At 70.5% G+C, this 22,638-nt stretch carries 19 protein-coding genes; 2 read left to right on the plus strand and 17 right to left on the minus strand.

Annotation, left to right across the window (positions count from 1 at the left end; translation table 11 throughout):
- Positions 1-142: 142 nt before the first annotated feature.
- The 15 genes from relA to pgsA form a co-directional block, all read right to left on the minus strand.
- The gene (relA, locus tag AB0B29_RS17720) at positions 143-2,662 is read right to left on the minus strand and encodes a GTP pyrophosphokinase (protein WP_362240267.1); all 2,520 of its coding nucleotides are present in this window, start codon (positions 2,660-2,662) and stop codon (positions 143-145) included.
- A gap of 203 nt (positions 2,663-2,865) precedes the next feature.
- Positions 2,866-3,405, minus strand: a complete 540-nt coding sequence (locus tag AB0B29_RS17725) for an adenine phosphoribosyltransferase (protein ID WP_362240269.1) — start codon at positions 3,403-3,405, stop codon at positions 2,866-2,868.
- Positions 3,402-4,505 carry a protein translocase subunit SecF gene (gene secF / locus AB0B29_RS17730; protein ID WP_362240272.1) on the minus strand — a complete coding sequence of 368 codons (1,104 nt, stop codon included), beginning with the start codon at positions 4,503-4,505 and terminating at the stop codon, positions 3,402-3,404. The genes AB0B29_RS17725 and secF overlap by 4 nt, the downstream gene beginning before the upstream one ends.
- A gap of 1 nt (position 4,506) precedes the next feature.
- A complete protein-coding gene (gene secD, locus AB0B29_RS17735; protein ID WP_362240275.1) occupies positions 4,507-6,273 on the minus strand; it encodes a protein translocase subunit SecD in 1,767 nt (588 codons plus the stop codon).
- A gap of 132 nt (positions 6,274-6,405) precedes the next feature.
- Entirely contained in the window at positions 6,406-6,897 is a 492-nt protein-coding gene (gene yajC, locus AB0B29_RS17740; RefSeq protein WP_362240278.1) for a preprotein translocase subunit YajC, read from the minus strand.
- 196 nt (positions 6,898-7,093) lie between these two features.
- On the minus strand, positions 7,094-8,164 hold the full coding sequence (gene ruvB, locus AB0B29_RS17745; RefSeq protein ID WP_362240281.1) for a Holliday junction branch migration DNA helicase RuvB: 1,071 nt from the start codon (positions 8,162-8,164) through the stop codon (positions 7,094-7,096).
- A gap of 24 nt (positions 8,165-8,188) precedes the next feature.
- The gene (gene ruvA / locus AB0B29_RS17750; protein ID WP_344454600.1) at positions 8,189-8,794 is read right to left on the minus strand and encodes a Holliday junction branch migration protein RuvA; all 606 of its coding nucleotides are present in this window, start codon (positions 8,792-8,794) and stop codon (positions 8,189-8,191) included.
- Positions 8,791-9,330 carry a crossover junction endodeoxyribonuclease RuvC gene (ruvC, locus tag AB0B29_RS17755; protein ID WP_362240284.1) on the minus strand — a complete coding sequence of 180 codons (540 nt, stop codon included), beginning with the start codon at positions 9,328-9,330 and terminating at the stop codon, positions 8,791-8,793. The genes ruvA and ruvC overlap by 4 nt, the downstream gene beginning before the upstream one ends.
- A 199-nt stretch (positions 9,331-9,529) precedes the next feature.
- Entirely contained in the window at positions 9,530-10,282 is a 753-nt protein-coding gene (locus AB0B29_RS17760; protein WP_003988987.1) for a YebC/PmpR family DNA-binding transcriptional regulator, read from the minus strand.
- Between the two features lie 48 nt (positions 10,283-10,330).
- Positions 10,331-10,939, minus strand: coding sequence for a pyridoxal 5'-phosphate synthase glutaminase subunit PdxT (pdxT, locus tag AB0B29_RS17765; protein ID WP_362240287.1), 609 nt, complete (start codon positions 10,937-10,939; stop codon positions 10,331-10,333).
- 13 nt (positions 10,940-10,952) lie between these two features.
- Complete coding sequence (gene pdxS, locus AB0B29_RS17770; RefSeq protein ID WP_053668287.1) at positions 10,953-11,858, minus strand: pyridoxal 5'-phosphate synthase lyase subunit PdxS; 906 nt, start codon at positions 11,856-11,858, stop codon at positions 10,953-10,955.
- Positions 11,859-11,995: 137 nt separating this feature from the next.
- Positions 11,996-12,538: a hypothetical protein gene (locus tag AB0B29_RS17775; protein WP_053668286.1), complete on the minus strand. Its 543-nt coding sequence runs from the start codon at positions 12,536-12,538 to the stop codon at positions 11,996-11,998.
- Between the two features lie 210 nt (positions 12,539-12,748).
- The gene (locus AB0B29_RS17780) at positions 12,749-13,912 is read right to left on the minus strand and encodes a glycosyltransferase family 4 protein (protein WP_362240291.1); all 1,164 of its coding nucleotides are present in this window, start codon (positions 13,910-13,912) and stop codon (positions 12,749-12,751) included.
- Positions 13,909-14,817 (minus strand): phosphatidylinositol mannoside acyltransferase, encoded by a 909-nt coding sequence (locus AB0B29_RS17785; protein ID WP_362240294.1) that lies wholly within the window; start codon positions 14,815-14,817, stop codon positions 13,909-13,911. The genes AB0B29_RS17780 and AB0B29_RS17785 overlap by 4 nt, the downstream gene beginning before the upstream one ends.
- Positions 14,814-15,578 (minus strand): phosphatidylinositol phosphate synthase, encoded by a 765-nt coding sequence (gene pgsA, locus AB0B29_RS17790; RefSeq protein ID WP_362241000.1) that lies wholly within the window; start codon positions 15,576-15,578, stop codon positions 14,814-14,816. Before pgsA ends, AB0B29_RS17785 begins: the two co-directional genes overlap by 4 nt.
- Before the next feature lie 218 nt (positions 15,579-15,796).
- Between pgsA and AB0B29_RS17795 the strand changes: the two genes are divergently transcribed.
- Together AB0B29_RS17795 and AB0B29_RS17800 are read left to right on the plus strand one after the other, a co-directional pair.
- A complete protein-coding gene (locus tag AB0B29_RS17795; RefSeq protein ID WP_362240296.1) occupies positions 15,797-17,995 on the plus strand; it encodes an elongation factor G-like protein EF-G2 in 2,199 nt (732 codons plus the stop codon).
- Positions 17,996-18,166: 171 nt separating this feature from the next.
- Positions 18,167-19,834, plus strand: coding sequence for a hypothetical protein (locus tag AB0B29_RS17800; protein ID WP_362240299.1), 1,668 nt, complete (start codon positions 18,167-18,169; stop codon positions 19,832-19,834).
- 111 nt (positions 19,835-19,945) lie between these two features.
- Here AB0B29_RS17800 and AB0B29_RS17805 read toward each other — a convergent pair whose 3' ends face one another.
- Both AB0B29_RS17805 and thrS read right to left on the minus strand, forming a co-directional pair.
- Entirely contained in the window at positions 19,946-20,506 is a 561-nt protein-coding gene (locus AB0B29_RS17805) for an HIT family protein (RefSeq protein ID WP_362240302.1), read from the minus strand.
- Between the two features lie 65 nt (positions 20,507-20,571).
- Complete coding sequence (gene thrS, locus AB0B29_RS17810; protein WP_362240305.1) at positions 20,572-22,548, minus strand: threonine--tRNA ligase; 1,977 nt, start codon at positions 22,546-22,548, stop codon at positions 20,572-20,574.
- Between the last annotated feature and the right edge of the window lie 90 nt (positions 22,549-22,638).

Consider the following 22,638-nt stretch of genomic DNA (forward strand, 5'->3'; position numbering starts at 1 on the left):
CGAAGGGGGCTCCCGTACATGTCGTACGGGAGCCCCCTTTCGTGTGGCTGCTGCGCGCCGTTACGACCCCCTGCCCGCCCGACGCGAAGGGGGCTTGCGTACACGCGTACGGAAGCCCCCTTCGGTGTGGCCGCTGCGGCCGTTACGACCTGCTGCGCGCCGAGGTCACCCGGTACACGTCGTAGACGCCCTCCACGCCCCTGACCGCCTTCAGCACGTGGCCGAGGTGCTTCGGGTCGCCCATCTCGAAGGTGAAGCGGGAGGTGGCGACGCGGTCGCGGGAGGTCTGGACGGCCGCGGAGAGGATGTTGACGTGCTGGTCGGACAGCACGCGCGTGACGTCCGAGAGCAGCCGGGAGCGGTCCAGGGCCTCGACCTGGATGGCGACCAGGAAGACCGAGGACTGGGTGGGCGCCCACTCGACGTCGAGGATGCGCTCGGGCTCGCGGGACAGCGAGTCGACGTTCACGCAGTCGCTGCGGTGCACCGATACGCCGCTGCCGCGGGTGACGAAGCCGATGATGGGATCGCCCGGGACGGGAGTGCAGCACCGGGCCAGCTTGACCCACACGTCCTCGACGCCCTTGACGACGACGCCCGGGTCGGCGCTGGAGCGGCGCTTGCGGCTGCGGCCGCGGGCCGGCGGGACCGACTCGTCGATCTCCTCGGTGGCGGCCTCCTCGCCGCCGAGGGCCTGGACCAGCTTCTGCACGATGTTCTGCGCGGAGACATGGCCCTCGCCGATCGCCGCGTACAGCGCGGAGATGTCGGCGTAGCGCATCTCGTGCGCGAGAGTCACCAGGGAGTCGCCGGTCAGGATGCGCTGGATCGGCAGGTTCTGCTTGCGCATCGCGCGGACGATGGCGTCCTTGCCCTGCTCGATCGCCTCGTCGCGGCGTTCCTTGGAGAACCAGGCCCGGATCTTGTTGCGGGCGCGCGGTGATTTGACGAAGCCGAGCCAGTCCCTGGAGGGGCCGGCGCCGGCCGCCTTGGAGGTGAAGACCTCCACCAGGTCGCCGTTGTCGAGGGTGGACTCCAGCGGTACCAGGCGGCCGTTGACGCGGGCGCCTATCGTGCGGTGCCCGACCTCGGTGTGCACCGCGTAGGCGAAGTCGACGGGGGTGGCGCCGGCGGGGAGCGCTATGACGTCGCCCTTGGGGGTGAAGACGAAGACCTCGTTGCGGGAGAGGTCGAAGCGCAGCGACTCCAGGAACTCGCCCGGGTCCTCCGTCTCCTTCTGCCAGTCCAGCAGCTGCCGCAGCCAGGCCATGTCGTTGAGGTGGTCGTCCTTGCCCTTGCCGGACGACTTGGGGGCGTCGGAGCGCACCTTGGACGCGCCGGCGACGGCCTCCTGCTTGTACTTCCAGTGCGCGGCGATGCCGTACTCGGCGCGGCGGTGCATGTCGAAGGTGCGGATCTGCAGCTCGACGGGCTTGCCGCCGGGGCCGATGACCGTCGTGTGCAGCGACTGGTACATGTTGAACTTGGGCATCGCGATGTAGTCCTTGAACCGGCCGGGGACCGGGTTCCATCGCGCGTGCACCGTGCCGAGTGCCGCGTAGCAGTCGCGGACGGTCTCCACGAGGACGCGGATGCCCACCAGGTCGTAGATCTCCGCGAAGTCCCGGCCGCGGACGATCATCTTCTGGTAGACGCTGTAGTAGTGCTTCGGGCGGCCGGTGACGGTCGCCTTGATGCGGGCCGCCCGCAGGTCCTGCTGGACCTCGTCGGTGACGATGGCGAGGTACTCGTCGCGCTTGGGGGCGCGCTCGGCGACCAGGCGGACGATCTCGTCGTACATCTTGGGGTAGAGGATCGCGAACGCGAGGTCCTCCAGCTCCCACTTGATGGTGTTCATGCCCAGGCGATGGGCGAGCGGCGCGTAGATCTCGAGGGTCTCGCGCGCCTTCTTCTCCTGCTTCTCACGCTTGAGGTAGCGCATGGTGCGCATGTTGTGCAGGCGGTCGGCGAGCTTGATGACCAGGACGCGCGGGTCCTTGGCCATGGCGACGACCATCTTGCGCACGGTCTCGGCCTGCGCGGCCTCGCCGAACTTGACCTTGTCCAGCTTGGTGACGCCGTCGACGAGCAGCGTGACGACGTCGCCGAAGTCACGGCGCAGGTCGTCCAGGCCGTACTCGGTGTCCTCGACCGTGTCGTGCAGCAGGCCGGCCATCAGCGTGGCCGGATCCATGCCCAGCTCGGCGAGGATGGTGGTGACGGCGAGCGGGTGCGTGATGTACGGGTCGCCGCTCTTGCGCTTCTGACCGCGGTGCCAGCGCTCGGCGACCTGGTAGGCGCGCTCGATCTGGCGGAGCGTGGCCGTCTCGATCTTGGGGTCGTTGCCGCGCACTATCCGCAGCAGCGGCTCCAGCACGGGGTTGTACGGGTTCGCGCGCTGCACACCGAGCCGGGCCAGACGGGCGCGGACGCGGTTGGAGGAGCCGGAACGGGCCTGCTGGCCGGCCGCCTGACGGACCGCGGGCGGGGTGGGCTTGGGCCGTGACTGCTCGGCGGGCTTGTCGACCGGCGCCGCCTGGGCGTGCTCGACCGGCCCGCGGGTGTCGTTCTTCGCGTGGGGCGCGTTCGGCGCGGGCTTCGCCGCGGCTGCCGAGGCGGACTCGGGCTTGGCGGCGGTCAGGTGCTGGGCCTCGTCTGGCAAGAGGACTCCTCGTGCGCGATCCGGGTCCCCCGGTCAGGCTCCGGACCCCCATGGTAGCGATCCCGGGGCCCGGGATCGCCTTCAGGCCATTGTGAGGACCGTCTACCCGGGAAACGCAGGCAACGCACGAGGCGGGCTCCGGATTCCTCCGGGCCCGCCTCTGCGGTGTCGTGCCGATGTCCACCGGGAGGGGTGGGCGGCCGCTAGACCGTGAGCAGCGCCTCCAGCGGGGCACCGTTCAGCGCGGGCTCCAGGCGGGCGCGGCCGCTCAGGAAGCCGAGCTCCATGAGGACGGCGAGACCCGCGACCTCGGCGCCGGCCCGGCGGATGAGCTCGACCGAGGCCTCGGCGGTGCCGCCGGTGGCGAGGACGTCGTCGACGATGAGCACCCGGTCCCCGGCGGTGAGGTCCTCGGCGTGCACCTCGATCTCCGCCGAGCCGTACTCCAGGTCGTAGGCCTGGGCGAGGGTGGCTCCGGGGAGCTTGCCCGCCTTGCGTACGGGGATGAAGCCGAGGCCGGCGCGGACGGCGACCGGGGCACCGAGGATGAAGCCACGGGCCTCCAGGCCGACGACCTTGGTGGCGCCGGCGCGCCCGGCGATCTCGGCGAGGGCGTCGGTCAGGGCGGTGAACGCCCCCGGGTCCGCCAGGAGCGGGGTGATGTCCTTGAACATCACACCCGGTTCCGGGTAGTCCGCCACGTCCCTGATGCGGCTGAGGAGCAGCTCCCTGATCTCGGTCATCGGCGCTTCCCCGAGGGGCGGCCGCGGCCACGGCTGCGGGAGGCGGGCTGGTTGCGCGGCCCGACCACCGCGGGTGCGGCGTCCTCGGGCTCGTCGGCGAGCACCTCCTGCTCGCCCTGGACCTCGGTCTCGCCCTTGGCCCGCTTGGCCAGGACGCGCTTCTTCAGAGCCTTCATCTGCGGCTCGCGCTCCTTGAGGTCGGCGACGAGCGGCGTGGCGATGAAGATCGAGGAGTACGCACCGGCGGCGAGGCCGACGAACAGCGACAGCGAGATGTCGTTCAGCATGCCGGCGCCGAGGACACCGCCACCGATGAACAGCAGGCCCGCGACCGGCAGCAGCGCGACCACCGTGGTGTTGATGGAGCGGACCAGGGTGCTGTTGATCGAGCGGTTGGCGACGTCGCTGTAGGTCCAGCGGGTCTGCTTGGTGAGGTCCTTCGTCTGCTCCTTGAGGCTGTCGAAGACCACGACCGTGTCGTAGAGCGAGTAACCGAGAATGGTCAGCAGACCGATCACGGTGCCCGGTGTGACCTCGAAGCCGACCAGCGCGTAGATGCCGACAGTGATGGTGATGTCGTGGATCAGCGCGACGAACGCCGCCAGCGCCATGCGCCACTCGAACGCGATCGCGAGGTAGATCACCACGAGGAACAGGAAGATGCCGAGGCCCTGCCAGGCCTTGTTGGCGATCTGCTCACCCCAGCTGGGGCCGACCAGTTCGGCGTTGATCTGCTCCGAGTCGACCTTGAGGTCGTCCGAGAGCTGGTTCTTGATCTGGTTGGCCTTGTCCGTCTCGATGCCCGCGACCTGGATCCGCAGGCTGCCGTCACCGAGCTTCTGGACGATCGCGTCGTGACCGGAGGCCGTCTCCGCGTACTCCTCTGCCTGGGACACCGAGGCGCTGATGTTCTTCGGGGTGGTGAAGACGGCACCGCCCTGGAACTCGATGCCCATGTTCAGGCCGCGCACCGCCAGGCCGACGATGGCCGTGATGGTGATCAGGATCGACAGGCCGTACCAGATCTTGCGGTTCTTGACGAAGTCGTAGCCGATCTCGCCACGGTGCAGCCGGGCGCCGAGGGTGCCGAGTTTCGACATCTCACGCCTCCTTCGTGTCGACGGGGGCGGAGGGACGGCGGGTGCGGCGCAGCGGCGGCTGGGCACCCAGGCTCTTCGGGTCGAGGCCGGACCACTTGTGGCCGCTCGCGAAGAAGGTGCGACGGGCCAGCAGCGTCAGCAGCGGCTTGGTGAAGAGGAACACGACGACCACGTCGAGCAGCGTGGTCAGGCCGAGCGTGAAGGCGAAGCCGCGCACCTTGCCGACGGTGACGATGAAGAGCACCGCGGCGGCGAGGAACGACACGAAGTCGGAGACCAGGATGGTGCGCCGTGCGCGAGGCCAGGCCCGCTCGACGGCGGGGCGCAGCGTACGGCCCTCGCGGATCTCGTCGCGGACGCGTTCGAAGTAGACGATGAACGAGTCCGCCGTGATGCCGATCGCGACGATGGCACCGCACACCGCGGGCAGGTTCAGCGCGAAGCCGATGGCCGGGCCGAGCAGGGCCATGAGCGTGTAGGTGAGGGCGGCGGAGACCAGCAGCGAGAGGATCGCGACGAACGACAGACCGCGGTAGTAGGCCAGCAGGTAGATGACGACCAGCGCGAGACCGATCGCGCCGGCGATGAGACCGGCCTGCAGCTGGTCACCGCCGAGCGCGGCGGTCACGGTCGTCATGCTGTCCACCTTGAAGGTGAGCGGCAGCGCACCGTAGCTCAGCATGTTGGACAGGTCCTGGGCGGACTGCTGGTTGAAGTTGCCGGAGATCTCGGCGTTGCCGCCGGTCAGGGCCTGCCGGACGTACGGGTCGGAGACGACGTCGCCGTCCAGCACGATCGCGAACTGGTTCTGCGGGGACTGGTTCTGCGCGAGCTTGCCGGTGATGTCCGCGAACTTCTTGGCGCCGGCGTCCGTGAAGTCCATGGTGACGGTCCAGCCGGCACCGGTCTGGGTGTTCAGGACGGCCTGGGCCTTGTCGACGTCCGTGCCGTCGACCTCGGCGGGGCCGAGGATGTACTTCTGCCACTGGCCCCCCGAGTTCTTGCCGCAGGCCAGGGTGGGCTGGGAGGCCTTGACGCCGTCGCCCACGGTGGAGCGGATCTTGGCGTCCGTGCAGTCGAGCTTGGCGTACTTCGCCTGCAGTGCGTTCGCGTCGGCCTCGGCGGTGCCGCCGCTCGCCGACGGGGAGGGGCTGCTCCCGGGCTTGTCCGAGGCACTCGCGGACGGCGTGGCGTCGGCCTTCAGCGCGTCGGTGACCGCGCGGCCCTGGGTGGTGGGCGTGGCGGAAGGGGAGGCGGAGTTCTTGTCGGTGGCCTCGGGCTTGTCGGACGCCTTGCCGGACGGCTGGTCCGAGGGGTTGCCGGTGGGGCTCGGGGAGGGGCTGGCCGCGCCCTTGCCGCCGGAGACCTCGGTGGCGATGACCGGGCGGAAGTAGAGCTTGGCGGTGGTGCCGACCTGCTTGCGGGCCTGCTCGGAGTTGGTCCCCTTGGGGATGTTCACGACGATGTTGTCGCGGCCCTGCGTCTGGACCTCGGCCTCGGAGACGCCCAGACCATTGACGCGCCGCTCCATGATGGAGACGGCCGTGTCCATGTTGGTCTTGTTGATCGCCGACTCGTTGCCGGCCTCGGGGACCGCGCGGAGCGTGATGCTCGTGCCACCGGCCAGGTCGATGCCCAGGCGGGGTTTCGTGTGTCCCGAGGCGAACATTCCACCGGTGAGCGCCGCGATGGCGATCAGGATCAGGGCCAGCGAGCGCCCCGGCTTGCTCTGGGCGCTCGCGTTCCTGCCCTTTTTAGGTGTGGCCACCTTCTCGTACTCCCTCTCGGGCCACCTCGCTCCGGATCGGCGGGACGGGCGGCCATGACATGGTGTCGGGATTCCGTGCGAGCTGGGCGTGTCCCGGGGTGCGCGGGCGGACCCGCGCACCCCGGGACACGACTACTTCGCCTCGGAGTCGCCGTCGGTCTTCTTCGACTCTGCGTCCGTCTTCGCCGGGGTCGCCTCGTCGGCCGGCTCATCGGCCGTGTCCTTCTTGCCGAGGTCGACGGCCTTGTCGTCAGCGGGGGCGTCGGCGGCGGAGTCGCCGGTCTCGGTGAGGGAGGAGGCGTCGTCCGGGACGATGTCGGCGTCGGACTTCAGGTCGTGCTCGATGCCGTGGACGATGCGGTTGTACTCGTCGTCCGTGAGGACGGCGCCGATGGCGTTCTTGGCGAAGAGGAGTTCGACGCCGGGACCGGCGTCGACGAGGACGGTGTCCTCGTTGACCTCCTTGACCGTGGCGTACATGCCCCCGATGGTGCGGATGCCGCTGCCGGGCTGCATTTGGTTCCGCATGTCCACGGCCTGCTGCTGCTTCTTCTTTGCCGACCGGGTCATCAGGAACATGGCCCCGATGAGCACGATGAACGGGAGGAGGGTCAGGAGACTCACGGGTCGGTACTTCCTTCACACGACCGCGCTGTGAGCGGCCAGATGGTTGGGGGTGTGTACGCCGCCGTCTAAGGCGGCATCGGCGGAGTCTAAGCGAGTCCGCGCGCATGGAACAACGCTCAGCATGGCACCGGGGTTCCTGGTCCGGCCAGTGACCTCGCCGCGAGCGCGCCGCCCCGGAGCGGTGACGGTGCCGTCACGCCCCGAACAGGTCCTGTTGTCCGTTTCCGGTGGTCTGGGAGCGGGGCGGGGTGAGGCCGAGATGCGCCCATGCGGCGGGCGTGGCGACCCGGCCGCGGGGGGTGCGGGCCAGCAGCCCCTCCCGTACGAGGAAGGGTTCGGCGACCTCCTCCACGGTCTCACGTTCCTCCCCCACCGCGACGGCGAGCGTGGAGAGGCCGACCGGGCCGCCGCCGAAGAGCTTGAGCAGGGCCTCCAGCACACCTCGGTCGAGGCGGTCGAGGCCGCGCGCGTCCACCTCGTACACCGCGAGGGCGGCCGCCGCGATGTCCCTGGTGATCAGCCCGTCGGCCTTGACCTGCGCGTAGTCTCGGACGCGGCGCAGCAGGCGGTTGGCGATACGGGGCGTGCCCCGGGAGCGTCCGGCGATCTCGGCGGCGCCCTCGGGCTGGACCTCGACGTCCAGGAGGCCGGCCGAGCGGTGGATGACCCGCTCCAGTTCGGCCGGTTCGTAGAACTCCATGTGCGCGGTGAAGCCGAAGCGGTCGCGCAGCGGGGGCGGCAGCAGGCCGGCCCGGGTGGTGGCGCCGACCAGGGTGAAGGGGGGCAGCTCCAGGGGAATGGCCGTGGCACCGGGACCCTTGCCGACGATGACGTCGACGCGGAAGTCCTCCATGGCCATGTACAGCATCTCCTCGGCGGGCCGGGACATGCGGTGGATCTCGTCGAGGAAGAGGACCTCGCCCTCCTGGAGGGAGGAGAGGATCGCGGCGAGGTCGCCGGCGTGCTGGATGGCGGGGCCCGAGGTGATGCGGATCGGGGCGCCCATCTCGGCCGCGATGATCATGGACAGGGTGGTCTTGCCGAGGCCGGGGGCGCCGGAGAGCAGCACGTGGTCGGCCGTGGCCCCGCGCGCGCGTGCGGCCCGCAGCACGAGGTCGAGCTGCTCTCGGACCTTCTCCTGGCCGATGAACTCGTCCAGGTCCTTGGGGCGCAGGGCTGCCTCGACGGCCTGGTCCTCACCGTCGGCGACGGAGTCCACGAGCCGCTCGCCGGCAGTGGTGTCGGTCGTGTCGTCCCAGTTCATAGATGTGCCTCAGTAGGTCGTGGATCAGCGAGCTCGGTTCAGCGTCTGCAGGGCCGCCTTCAGCAGCTGCCCCACCTGGGGCGTGCCCTCGACGGCCTCGGCCTGCGGGGTCACGGCGGCGACGGCCTCGTCGGCCTCCCGGGTCGCGTAGCCGAGGCCGATCAACGCCGCGTGCAGCTGGTCGCGCCAGCCGGCGCTGACCGGTGCGCCGACGGCGGGTGCGCCGACCGGCGCCCCGAGCCGGTCCTTCAGCTCCAGGAGCAGCTTCTGGGCGCCCTTCTTGCCGATGCCGGGGACGGCGGTGAGGGCCTTCTCGTCGCCGGTGGCGACGGCCCGGCGCAGCGCGTCCGGGGTGTGCACGGCCAGCATCGCCTGGGCGAGTCTCGGTCCCACGCCGCTCGCGGTCTGGAGCAGCTCGAAGACCTGGCGCTCGTCGTCGTCGGCGAAGCCGTACAGGGTGAGGGAGTCCTCACGGACGACCAGGGAGGTGTGCAGCTTGGCAGGCCGGCCCATGCGGAGCGTGGACAGCGTGTTCGGTGTGCACTGGACGGCCATGCCGACGCCGCCGACCTCGACGACCGCGGTGTCCGGAGCGAGTGCGGCCACTGTGCCGCTGACGAAGGCGATCATGCCGTCCGGCCTTTCGGTGCTTGTGCGGTGTGCAGGGCGACGGCCTGCTGGAGTCGGTTCTGGGCGGGGGCGCGCCAGATGTGGCAGATGGCGAGGGCGAGGGCGTCGGCCGCGTCGGCGGGTCTGGGCGGGGCGCTGAGCCGGAGCAGGCGGGTCACCATGGCTCCCACCTGTGCCTTGTCGGCCCGGCCGCTGCCGGTGACGGCCGCCTTGACCTCGCTCGGGGTGTGCAGCGCCACGGGGATCCCGCGGCGGGCGGCACAGAGCATGGCGACGGCGCTGGCCTGGGCGGTGCCCATCACCGTACGCACGTTGTGCTGGCTGAAGACGCGTTCCACGGCGACGAACTCCGGCCGGTGCTCGTCGAGCCACCGCTCGATGCCCTGCTCGACCGCGACGAGGCGGTGGCCGAGGTCGGCGTCGGTGGGCGTGCGGACGACGCCGACTCCGATCATGGTGAGCGGCCGCCCGGCGACGCCCTCGACGACGCCGACACCGCACCGGGTCAGCCCCGGGTCCACCCCCAGTACGCGCACGCGCCCTCCCCTTTTTGCGGCTGAACCGCCGCCGCTCTCGCGGACCTGGCTGAGCACCGTCGTGGTTCCTCAACTGAGGGTCGCGGTCCGTGGACGGTGATCATTGGCTAGGCCAGGCTATCGGCTGCCACTGACAACGACAGCGGGCCGGAAGACGTGTGTCCCCCGGCCCGCCGAGATCGCGGCACTCGCGGCAGCGTTACGCGTCGACCTTCTCCATGACCTCGTCGCTCACGTCGAAGTTGGCGAAGACGTTCTGCACGTCGTCGCTGTCCTCGAGCGCGTCGATCAGCTTGAAGATCTTCTTGGCGCCCTCCTCGTCCAGTTCGACCTGGACGGACGGCACGAAGCTGGAGTCGGCGGAGTCGTAGTCGATGCCGGCGTCCTGGAGGGCGGTGCGGACCGCGACCAGGTCGGTGGCCTCGCTGATGACCTCGAAGGACTCACCGAGGTCGTTGACCTCCTCGGCGCCCGCGTCCAGGACGGCCGTGAGGACGTCGTCCTCGGTCAGCTCGCCCTTGGGGACGATGACGACGCCCTTGCGGCTGAACATGTACGACACCGAGCCGGGGTCGGCCATCGAGCCGCCGTTGCGGGTCATGGCGACGCGGACGTCGGAGGCCGCGCGGTTGCGGTTGTCGGTGAGGCACTCGATGAGCACGGCCACGCCGTTAGGGCCGTAGCCCTCGTACATGATCGTCTCGTAGTCGGCGCCGCCGGCCTCGAGACCGCCACCGCGCTTGATCGCGGAGTCGATGTTCTTGTTCGGAACCGACTGCTTCTTGGCCTTCTGGACGGCGTCGTAGAGCGTCGGGTTGCCCTCGAGGTCGACGCCACCCATCCGCGCCGCGACCTCGATGTTCTTGATCAGCTTCGCGAAGAGCTTGCCGCGCTTGGCATCGATGACGGCCTTCTTGTGCTTCGTCGTGGCCCATTTAGAGTGGCCGGACATCTGCCTGTCTCCTTCGCGTAACCCATCTCAGCAACGAACGCAGGAATCCTACAAGGACTCGGCTGCCCGGTTCCCCCGCACCATGTCGACGAACAGGGCGTGCACCCGGTGGTCGCCGGTCAGTTCCGGGTGGAACGACGTGGCCAGCGCGGTGCCCTGGCGGACCGCGACGATGTGACCGTCGTGCTCGGCGAGCACCTCGGTCCGGGCGCCGACGGACTCCACCCAGGGGGCGCGGATGAAGACGCCCTCCACAGGATCGCCCTCGATGCCCCGGATGTCGACGGCCGCTTCGAAGGACTCGTTCTGCCGTCCGAAGGCATTGCGGCGCACGATCATGTCGATCCCGCCGACTGTCTCCTGCCCGGAGCGCGGGTCGAGGATCTTGTCGGCGAGCATGATCATGCCGGCGCAGGTGCCGTAGACGGGCATGCCGTCCCGCACGCGCGCGCGGAGGGGCTCCATCAGGCCGAACAGGACGGCCAGCTTGGAGATGGTGGTGGACTCGCCGCCGGGGAGGACGAGGCCGTCCACCTCGGCGAGCTCTTCGGGGCGCCGCACCGGCCTGGCCACGGCATCGGCCGCGGCCAGGGCGACGAGGTGCTCCCGTACGTCGCCCTGGAGGGCCAGGACGCCTATGACGGGGGTGTCACTCATGGATTCCTGTGCCTTACCAGCCGCGGTTGGCGTAGCGCTCGGCCTCGGGGAGGGTGTCGCAGTTGATGCCGACCATGGCCTCGCCGAGGTTGCGGGAGGCGTCGGCGACGATCTTCGGGTCGTCGTAGAAGGTGGTGGCCTTCACGATGGCGGCGGCGCGCTTGGCCGGGTCGCCGGACTTGAAGATGCCGGAGCCCACGAAGACGCCCTCGGCGCCGAGCTGACGCATCAGAGCCGCGTCGGCCGGGGTGGCGACACCGCCGGCGGAGAACAGCACCACGGGAAGCTTGCCCAGCTCGGAGACTTCCTTGACCAGCTCGTACGGCGCGCGCAGCTCCTTGGCGGCGGCGTACAGCTCGTTGTTGTCGTAGCCGCGCAGGCGGGCGATCTCGTTCTTGATCTGGCGCAGGTGGCGCACGGCCTCGACGACGTTGCCGGTGCCGGCCTCGCCCTTGGAGCGGATCATCGCCGCGCCCTCGGCGATGCGGCGCAGGGCCTCGCCCAGGTTGGTGGCGCCACAGACGAACGGCGTGGTGAAGGCCCACTTGTCGGAGTGGTTGACCTCGTCGGCCGGGGTGAGGACCTCGGACTCGTCGATGTAGTCGACACCGAGGGACTGCAGGACCTGGGCCTCGACGAAGTGGCCGATGCGGGACTTGGCCATGACCGGGATGGAGACGGCGTCGATGATGCCCTCGATCATGTCCGGGTCGGACATGCGGGCCACTCCGCCGTCCTTGCGGATGTCGGCCGGGACCCGCTCCAGGGCCATGACGGCGACGGCGCCCGCGTCCTCGGCGATCTTCGCCTGCTCCGGCGTGACGACGTCCATGATGACGCCGCCCTTGAGCTGCTCGGCCATGCCGCGCTTCACACGGGCGGTACCGGTCTCGGGAGCCTGGTTTTCGGAGATGGACACGGGTGACCTCGCTGAGGGAAAGGGGGTTTTCTGCAGCACTGAGGAAACGTGAGAGAACCAGGCCACAGCAAGGGCCAATGCGAAGGGCGTGGATCCTTTTGGGGCGGACGGCCCGGGAAACGCCGCGCGAACGGGGCTCAGGCGGCCCGGTCCACCAGAGCCGCCGGAGGCTCGTCGTCCATTTCGAAGGCCATCGGGAAGGGCGCGTGACCGGCCAGGCGGAACCAGCGCACCTTGCGATGGCGGCGCAGGGCCCGGGCGGCGCGTACGGCGTCGTTGTGGAAGCGCCGGGCCATCGGGACCCTGCGGACGGCCTCGGTGAGTTCCCGGGCCGCTTCCTCTCCCCCGGGTGCCTCCCGCACCGCCTCCACCTGAGGGGCCTCCCCGAAGACGGCCCGCAGCGCCTGGCTCAGTTCGCTCTCGGCGACCTCCCGCTGGTCCTCCTCGGCCTGCCGGGCGGCGTGCGCGGCCTCGTACAGCACGATCGAGGCGGCCGGGTCCAGGACCCCCGAGGTCGCCAGTTCCTGCGCCACCGAGGCCCGGCGCAGCAGCTGCGCGTCCAGGGCGGCCCGGGCGGCGTCGATCCGGGCGTGGAGACGGTCGAGCCGGCCGGCGGTCCAGCTCAGGTAGAGCCCGATCGCGACCAGGGCGACGGCGATCCAGATGAGAGTGGTGGTCACGGGCGGCAAGGCTAGCGGCACGCGCGGCCTCGCCGTTCACCCCGGCCTGCGCGAGGCCGACCGAGTACGGCCATCGGCCCGAGGAAGACCGAGGGCCACCGTTTCTTCTCTACGGTGTCTCGACGCCGGCCCGCGGGGCCGGGGGGCACGTCCCGGGCGAACCCGAGCCGCCCCGTCGGCCCGCGGGTGAATCGCCGGCCGCCCCGGGCGTCAGTCGCGGGCGAACCCGAGCCGCCCCCACAGGCCGGTCGTCCGCTCGTCCTCGGCCACCGCCGCCGCTCCCGCCGTGACCGTCTCGTAGACGGACATGATGTCCGCGCCGACGGTCGACCAGTCGAAGCGCCGTACGTGGGCACTCCCCCGCGCACGCAGCTCCGCCCGCCGCTCCGGGTCCGCCAGGAGCCGTACCGCCGCGTCGGCCAGGGCGTCGGCGTCCTCGTTGGGGAACAGTTCGCCGGCCGCTCCGCGGTCCAGGACCTGGGCGAAGGCGTCCAGGTCGGAGGCGAGGACGGGGGCTGACGCGGACATGGCCTCGACGAGGATGATGCCGAAGCTCTCGCCGCCGGTGTTGGGGGCGACGTACAGGTCGACGCTGCGCAGGAAGCGGGCCTTGTCCTCGTCGCTGACCATGCCGAGGAACTCGACGCGGGAACGCAGCTCGGCCGGCAGGGACTCGACGGCCTCCTCCTCGTCGCCGCGCCCGGCGACCAGCAGCCGGGTCTGCGGACGCGCGGCGAGGATCTTCGGCAGCGCCTTCATCAGCACCGGCAGTCCTTTGCGGGGCTCGTCGATACGCCCTATGAAGCCGATCGTGTCGCCCTGCCACTCGGCCTTGGGCTCGGCCTCGGCGAAGAAGTCGACGTCGACGCCGTTGGGGATCACGACCGCGTCGCCGCCGAGGTGCTCCACCAGCGTGCGGCGGGCGTACTCGCTCACCGCGATGCGGGCGCTGATCTTCTCCAGGGCGGCCTGGAGGATCGAGTACGCGGCGATCATCGCGCGGGAGCGCGGGTTGGACGTGTGGAACGTGGCGACGATCGGCCCCTGGGCGGCCCAGCAGGTGAGCAGGCCCAGCGACGGCGAGGTCGGCTCGTGGATGTGGATCACGTCGAACGCGCCGTCGTGCAGCCAGCGGCGCACCCGGGCGGCGCTCAGGAAGCCGAAGTTCAGCCGGGCCACCGACCCGTTGTACGGCACCGGCACGGCGCGTCCGGCCGAGACCACGTACGGCGGCAGCGGGGTGTCGTCGTCGGCCGGGGCCAGGACGGACACCTCGTGGCCGAGGCGGATGAAGTATTCGGCGAGGTCACGGATGTGGAACTGCACGCCGCCCGGGACGTCCCAGGAGTACGGGCAGACGATACCGATTCTCACGGGCGTCCCTTCGCGGGGTCGAGGTCCGCGAGCCACAGGCGCTGCAGCATGTGCCAGTCCGCCGGATGGTCGGCGATCCCCGTGGCGAAGGCCTCGGCCAGCGCCTGTGTCATGACGGACGTCTTCTCGGCGCGCGTACCCGATTCGGGGACCTCGACAGGCGGGTGGACGCGGCCCTGCATCACGGGCGAGTCGTCGTACCAGAGGGTGACGGGCAGCAGCCGGGCGCCGGTCTGCTGGGCGAGCAGGGCGGGTCCGGCCGGCATGCGGGCCGTGTCGCCGAAGAAGTCCACCTCGACGCCGGAGGCCGACAGGTCGCGGTCGGCGACCAGGCAGACCAGACCACCGTCGCGCAGCCGTCGGGCCAGGGTGCCGAAGGCGGTACCGCCGCTGTGCGGCAGGACCTCCATGCCGAGGCCCTCGCGATAGGCGACGAACCGGTCGTAGAGCGTCTCGGGCTTCAGGCGCTCGGCGACCGTGGTGAAGGGGATGCCGAGCTTCGTGGTGACCCAGGCTCCGGCGAGGTCCCAGTTGGCGAGGTGCGGCAGGGCGAGTATGACGCCCTTGCCGGCGGCCATGCCCTCGGTGAGGTGGTGCAGGTCCTTGGCCTCGAAGCCGTCCCTGATCCGCTCCTTGCTCCAGGCCGGGAGGCGGAAGGATTCCATCCAGTAGCGCAGATAGGAGCGCATGCCCGCACGGGACAGCTCGGCGAGGCGCTCGGGGCTCGCGCCGGGCACCACGCGCGCGTAGTTGCTCTCCAGGCGCTGGACGCCCTTGCCGCGCTGCTTCCAGGCCAGGTCCGCGATGCTCCGGCCGAGCCGTGCGGCGACGGGCTCGGGGAGCTTCTTGACCGTGCCCCAGCCGAGGCCGTACAGCGCGTCCGTCAGCCGGTCCTGAGCGCTCACGTGGCCGCCTCGCTCCCGTGAGAGGCGTTCTGCTGCTCGTCCTCATTGTCCTGGCCGTCCGGCGCGCCCGCAGCGGCCTCGGCCTCCGCGGACTCCCGGCGGACGGTGACGACCCGCTGGACGAGCGTGACGAGGCTGCCCACGGCGACGATCCACAGGGCGACGGGCAACAGGTACTGGATGCCGGGCACACCGAACGCGTGCAGGCCCGCCAACCCGGCCGCGACCAGGGAGATCACCAGCCGCTCCGCCCGCTCGACGAGCCCGTTGACCGCCACCGGCAGGCCGATCGACTCGCCCCGGGCCTTGGTGTACGACACCACCTGCCCGCTGGCCAGACAGAAGATCGAGACGGCGCACAGGACGAGGTCGTCGCCCCCACCGGCGTACCAGAGGATGAAGCCGCCGAAGATCGCGCCGTCGGCGACCCGGTCGAGCGTGGAGTCCAGGAAGGCGCCCCAGCGGCTGGAGCGGCCGAGCTGACGGGCCATGTTGCCGTCGACCAGGTCGGAGAACACGAAGAGCGTGATCACGACCGTGCCCCAGAAGAACTCGCCCATGGGGTAGAAGACCAGCGCGCCCGCGACCACCCCGGCGGTGCCGATGAGCGTGACGGTGTCGGGGCTCACGCCCCGACGGATCAGAAACGCGGCGAACGGTGTGAGGACACGCGTGAAGAATGCACGCGCGTACTTGTTCAGCATGGCCTTCCCGAGGGTCGGTGTCGCCGTCTGGCCCCTGCTGGCCACCGGCTGGCCCATCGTAGTCACGCGCGCGCGTGGGCGAGGGGCGGGCACCCGGACCCCTTTCGGGGGAACTCGCGAGCCCCTGGTGGGCGGCGCGCTCACGTCGTTCGTATGGACGCGCCGTGACGGGAGTGGGAAGGTCGAATGACCGCGGGCGTCGCCGGAGCCGCACCGCACGCGGGTTCCGCGTGTCCGCGCCCACAGTGACCTCACCGTGCACGGGAGGCAGGATCATGGGCGACAAGGCACAGACACACCCTGGGGCCGCCGGCAGGGCACAAGCGGCCGACCACCCTCAGTCCGTACGGAATGTGGTGCTGGTCGGCCACTCCGGATCGGGCAAGACCACGTTGGTGGAGGCCCTCGCACTGACGGCGGGGGCGGTGAACCGGGCGGGCCGCGTGGAGGACGGCGGCACCGTCTCCGACTACGACGACATCGAGCACCGGCAGCAGCGCTCGGTGCAGCTCTCCCTGGTGCCCGTCGAGTGGGACGGCATCAAGGTCAACCTTCTCGACACCCCCGGATACGCCGACTTCGTCGGTGAGCTCAGGGCCGGTCTGCGCGCGGCGGACGCGGCCCTCTTCGTCGTCTCGGCCTCGGACGGCGTGGACGGCTCGACCCGCGCGGTGTGGGAGGAGTGCGCGGCCGTGGGCATGCCCCGGGCCATCGTCGTCACGCACCTGGAGTCGGCGCGGTCCGACTTCGAGCAGATGACCCGGACCTGCGCGGAGGCCTTCGGCGCGGACGACCCCGACGCGGTCCTGCCGCTCTACCTGCCGCTGCACGGCCCCCAGGCCCCCGACGGGCACGCGCCCGTGACCGGGCTGATCGGGCTGCTGTCGCAGAAGCTGTTCGACTACTCGACGGGCGAGCGCAAGGAGTCCGAGCCCGGCGAGGACCAGCTCCCACTGATCGAGGAGGCCCGCAACCGGCTCATCGAGGGGATCATCTCCGAGAGCGAGGACGAGACCCTCATGGACCGCTACCTCGGCGGGGAGCCGATCGAGGTGGGAACGCTCGTCCAGGACCTGGAGCGGGCCGTCGCACGGGGCGTCTTCTTCCCCGTCCTGGCCGCCGCCCCCGCGGGTGAGGGCGCCCGGCAGGGCCTCGGCACCCTGGAACTGCTGGAGCTGATCACGCGGGGCTTCCCGACGCCACTGGAGCACGAGACGGTGCGGGTGACGACGATCGACGGGAAGCCGCGCGAGCTCAAGCCGTGCGACCCGGGCGCTCCGCTGGTCGCGGAGGTCGTGAAGACCTCCTCCGACCCGTACGTGGGCCGGTTGTCGCTGATCCGGCTGTTCTCCGGCACCCTGCGCGCCGACCAGACGGTCCACGTCTCCGGGCACGGGCTGGCCGACCGGGGGCACGAGGACCACGACGTGGACGAGCGGATCGGCGCCCTGTCCACGCCGTTCGGCAAGCAGCAGCGGCCCGTGTCGCACGTCATCGCGGGTGACCTGGCCTGTGTGGCGAAGCTGGGCCGCGCCGAGACCGGCGACACCCTGTCCGCCAAGGACGACCCGTTGCTGATGGAGCCGTGGCAGATGCCCGACCCGCTGCTGCCGCTGGCCATCCAGGCGCACAGCAAACCGGACGAGGACAAGCTGTCCCAGGGCCTGGCCCGGCTGGTGGCCGAGGATCCGACGATGCGGCTGGAGCAGAACCAGGACACCCACCAGGTGGTCCTGTGGTGCCTGGGCGAGGCGCACGCGGACGTCGCCCTGGAGCGGCTGCGCAGCCGCTATGGCGTCCAGGTCGACGTCGTGCCCCACAAGGTGTCCCTGCGCGAGACGTTCGCGACCAAGTCGGCGGGCCGGGGCAGGCACGTCAAGCAGTCGGGCGGGCATGGGCAGTTCGCGATCTGCGAGATCGAGGTCGAGCCGCTGCCCGGCGGGTCCGGCATCGAGTTCGTCGACAAGGTCGTGGGCGGCGCCGTGCCCCGGCAGTTCATCCCGTCGGTGGAGAAGGGCGTCCGGGCGCAGGCGGCCAAGGGGGTCGCGGCCGGGTACCCGCTCATCGACGTACGGGTGACCCTGCTCGACGGCAAGGCGCACTCGGTCGACTCCTCCGACGCCGCCTTCCAGACCGCGGGCGCGCTCGCGCTGCGGGAGGCCGCGGCCGACGCGAGGATCCATCTGCTGGAACCGGTGGCGGAGGTGTCGGTGCTGGTCGGCGACGACTTCGTGGGCGCCGTGATGAGCGACCTGTCGGGGCGGCGCGGCCGGGTGCTCGGCACCGAGCAGACCCCCGGCGGGCGCACCCTGATCCGGGCCGAGGTGCCCGAGATCGAGATCGGCCGGTACGCGATCGACCTGAGGTCGATGGCGCACGGCACGGCGGGGTTCAGCCGCCGGTACGCGCGGCACGAACCGATGCCGCAGCAGGTCGCGGACCGGGTGCGAGAAGGGGAGCGCGTGGCCTCGTAGTTGGCGCCGGGCGCCACCAAGTTCCCTCCTGGGGGCTCCCCTCCGCGGGGGCGGACGGCTTGACGGGCCGCCCGCCCCCGCTCGCCGGTGCGGACGGATACGCTGATGACCTGATCAACAGGTGTGCGCAGCGCGGAAGTCGGGAAGGCCGCAGATGCGGATGCGGCAGCGATGGGGGCGGCAGTGACGGACGGATTCGACTTCAGCCCGGGAGCGCAGGTTCCTCTCGCGGGTGCGAGCGGCCAGACGGCGGCGACCTATGCGCTGGCCGCGGCCGCGTACCGGGACGACGAGGTCACCAAGATCCTGGCCGCCGACAACGAGTGGCACCAGTCGAAGGTGACCCCGCCGCGCTCCTGGGCGAAGATCTTCCGCCCCAGGCTCGGCGAGGCCTTCTCGCGCGCGGTGATCGACCGGATGCTGGGTGCCGGACGCAACCCGGTCATCCAGTCCTTCGGCATCGAGCCCCAGGTCGTCGTGGAGCACTGCCTGGCGGCCCACCGCATCCGCCGCGACCGCGACAACTGGCTGTCGGCGATCACGGTGATCTGCGGGCTCCTGTTCCTGCCGGGCTTCCTCGTGTGGCTGCTGGTTTTCACCCTGCGCACCACCATGGCCCGGCGCGAGGACAAGCGTGCGGGCGCCCTGGCCACGACGCTGCTGCTCGCCGTGAGCGCACTGGCCGTGCTGTTCCTGGTGCGCATGCCGTTCACGGGGTTCTGGGCCCTCTACGGGCGCGCGGCGGTGATCATGCCGGTCGTCGGCTGGTTCTGGGCCAAGCACATCTGTGAGCGGACCGCCCGGGACCTGCGGGAGCGCTGGTCGAGCCTGCTCTCGGGCGGTGGTGTCGGCGCCAAGATCCCCGAGGCCGTCCCCGGCAACCCCGGCGACGCGGCCGAGCAGGTCCGCAAGGAACTGGCCCGCCTCGCCGCCGAGCAGCGTTCCAACTCGGTCTTCTACGCCGGTCCCAAGGGCATACTCGGCATGGGCACGCGGTGGGGCAGCTGGCAGCTGGCCGAGGAACTGGTCTCCGCCGAGCCGGGCAAGGAGTTCCACCCGTTCCGCAGCTGGGACGTCATCGTGGCGATCCAGGGCGGTCTCGGCATGCTGGAGCGTACGTCCATCAACACCGGCGGTTTCCCCAAGCCGTCCATCACGCACTGGATCGTCACGCCGATCGGCGAGAAGGCGACGGAGGTGTCCCGGCCGAGCGGCACGGACGTCGACGCCTACACGGTCCGCACGCACGCCATACAGGACATCTGCAACAAGCAGCAGTTCGGCAGCGGCGACCGGCACTACCTGGGCGTGCAGTGGACCCTGTGGGACGGCCACCTGGTGATCACGATGCTGATCACAGTGACCGTGCTGCACGACACGCTGCGCATCGAGGTCACCGGGCACGCCCTGGGGCCGGTGAACTCCCTGTTCAACGAGAAGCCCGCCGCCAAGGAGAAGACGGTCCAGAAGTCGCTTCGGTTCTGGGAGACCCGCACGGTAAAGCTCCCGCTGATCGACGCCGACGAGGTGGTACGGCTGGCCGCGCGCGCGCCGCTGACCTGGTATCCGCCGGTGCTGAACTGGCTCGGCGGCAGCCTGACGCTGCCGGAGCCGTTCGGCCTGCGGCACGCGTGGGCCGACCAGCCGTGGCGGCACCGGTTCATGGCCGACGACGCGCTGCGGGCGGCCACGCCGGTGCTGCGGGTGGTGCACACGGCGGCGCTGAAGGTGCTGCGGGAGAACGGGGTGGACGTGGAGAAGTTCGGCTCCAGGTCGGCGGCGCTCAGCGGGGCGGTGCAGGAGGCTTCGCCGAAGAAGGCGGATGTGTACGACGCGTAGTCGGTCGTCTGCGGGCCGGTGTACCCGAGGGCTGCGCCCCGGACCCCCATCGGACTGAACGGCCTCGTCCTCAAGCGCCGGACGGGCTGGGAGGCTCCAGCCCTGCCGGGATCACACGGTAGGCCAGGCGTCCGCCAGCATCTTCCTCGTGTCGGCCAGGAGCTGGGGCAGGATCCGGGTGTGTCCCACCACCGGCATGAAGTTCGTGTCCCCGCCCCAGCGCGGCACGATGTGTTGGTGCAGGTGTGCCGCGATGCCCGCGCCGGCGACCGTGCCCTGGTTCATGCCGATGTTGAAGCCGTGGGCGCCGGAGGCCGTGCGCAGGGCCGTCATCGCCTGCTTGGTGAGTTCGCCGAGCTCGGCGGTCTCCCCAGCGGTGAGGTCGGTGTAGTCGGCGACGTGCCGGTAGGGCACGGTCATCAGGTGGCCGCCGTTGTACGGGTAGAGGTTGAGCACCGCGTAGACCTGCTCGCCGCGCCGGACGACGAGTCCGTCCTCGTCGGACTTGGCCGGGATCGAGCAGAAGGGGCAGCCATCGCCGGCACCCGGGCCGGTGGGCTTGTTCTCGCCCTGGATGTAGGCCATCCGATGCGGCGTCCACAGACGCTGGAACGCGTCCTGCGTCCCCACTCCCAGCTGCTGCTCCGGCTCACTCGTCATGCAGTGCAGCATATGGCGTCGAGCTGGGGGGACGGCAAAGGCCCCCGGATCTCCCCGGGGGCCCGTGCGCGGCGTGATCAGACCTGGGTGCGCTCCTCGACGACCTTCAGGATCTTCGCGATGGCCTCGTCGAAGGGGATGCCGTTCTCCTGCGAGCCGTCGCGGTAGCGGAAGGACACGGACTCGTGGGACATGTCCTCGTCGCCCGCGATGACCATGAAGGGCACCTTCTGCTTCTGGGCGTTGCGGATCTTCTTCTGCATGCGGTCGGAGGAGGAGTCGACCTCGACGCGCAGGCCCTTCTTCCTGGCCGCGGCGGCGAACTTCTCCAGGTACTCCACGTGCGCGTCGCCGATCGGGATGCCGACGGCCTGGACCGGGGCCAGCCACGCCGGGAAGGCGCCCGCGTAGTGCTCCAGGAGCACCGCGAAGAAGCGCTCGATGGAGCCGAACAGCGCACGGTGGATCATGACCGGGCGGGTCTTGGTGCCGTCCGCGGCGGTGTACTCCAGGTCGAAGCGCTCGGGCAGGTTGAAGTCGAGCTGGATGGTCGACATCTGCCAGGTCCGGCCGATGGCGTCCTTGGCCTGGACGGAGATCTTGGGGCCGTAGAAGGCGGCGCCGCCCGGGTCGGGGACGAGGGGCAGGCCCTGCTTCTCGGCGACCTGGCGCAGCGTCTCCGTGGCCTCTTCCCAGGCCTCGTCGGAGCCGACGAACTTCTCCGGGTCCTTGGTGGACAGCTCCAGGTAGAAGTCGGTCAGGCCGTAGTCGCGCAGCAGGTTCAGCACGAAGGTGAGCGTGGAGTCCAGTTCCTCGGACATCTGCTCACGCGTGCAGTAGATGTGCGCGTCGTCCTGGGTGAAGCCGCGGGCCCGGGTCAGGCCGTGCACGACGCCCGACTTCTCGTACCGGTACACCGTCCCGAACTCGAAGAGGCGCAGCGGCAGTTCACGGTAGGAACGCCCGCGCGCGTCGAAGATCAGGTTGTGCATCGGGCAGTTCATGGGCTTGAGGTAGTAGTCCACGCCCTCGTCGAGCTGCATGGGCGGGTACATGCCGTCGGCGTACCAGTCCAGGTGGCCCGAGGTCTCGAAGAGCTTCCCCTTCGTCGCGTGCGGGGTGTAGACGAACTCGTAGCCCTCCTCCTCGTGGCGGCGGCGCGAGTAGTCCTCCATGACCCGGCGGATGATGCCGCCCTTGGGGTGGAAGACGGCGAGGCCGGAGCCGATCTGCTCGGGGATCGAGAACAGGTCGAGCTCGTTGCCCAGCTTGCGGTGGTCGCGCTTCTCCGCCTCGGCGAGGAACTCCAGGTGCGCCTTCAGCTCGTCCTTGGTGGGCCAGGCGGTGCCGTAGATGCGCTGGAGCATGGGGTTCTTCTCGCTGCCGCGCCAGTAGGCGGCCGCGTTGCGCATGAGCTTGAACGCCGGGATGGCGCGGGTCGACGGCAGGTGGGGGCCTCGGCAGAGGTCCTTCCAGCACAGGTCGCCGGTCTTGGCGTCCAGGTTGTCGTAGATCGTCAGCTCACCGGCGCCGACCTCGACGTCCGCGCCGTCGTCGGACGAGGCGGAGCCCTTGAGGCCGATCAGCTCCAGCTTGTAGGGCTCGTCGGCCAGCTCCTCGCGGGCGGCCTCGTCGGTCACCACGCGGCGGGAGAACCGCTGCCCCCGCTTCTGGATCTCCTGCATCTTCTTCTCGATGGCCTTGAGATCCTCGGGGGTGAACGGCTTCTCGACGTCGAAGTCGTAGTAGAAGCCGTCCTTGACGGGCGGGCCGATGCCGAGCTTGGCCTCGGGGTGGAGCTCCTGCACGGCCTGTGCCATGACGTGCGCGGTGGAGTGGCGCAGGATGTTGAGGCCGTCCTCGGAGGAGATCTCGACGCCCTCGACCTCGTCGCCCTCGGACAGGGTGTACGACAGGTCCTTGAGCTCGCCGGCCACGCGCGCGGCGATGATCGAGCGCTCGCCGGCGAAGAGCTCGGCGGCCGTTGTGCCCGTCGTCACCACGCGTTCTTCCCGCTCGGAATCGCGCTGGATGATCACACGGACGTCTGACACCGGTCTCTCCTGACTGAAGGGGGCTGCGGCGCCATACCCGAGCGCGCGCACGAGTAAGGATCGTACCGACCCGGGACCGCCCGACGCGAA

The organism is Streptomyces tibetensis (genome assembly GCF_040647715.1).
Classification (GTDB): Bacteria; Actinomycetota; Actinomycetes; order Streptomycetales; family Streptomycetaceae; genus Streptomyces; species Streptomyces tibetensis_A.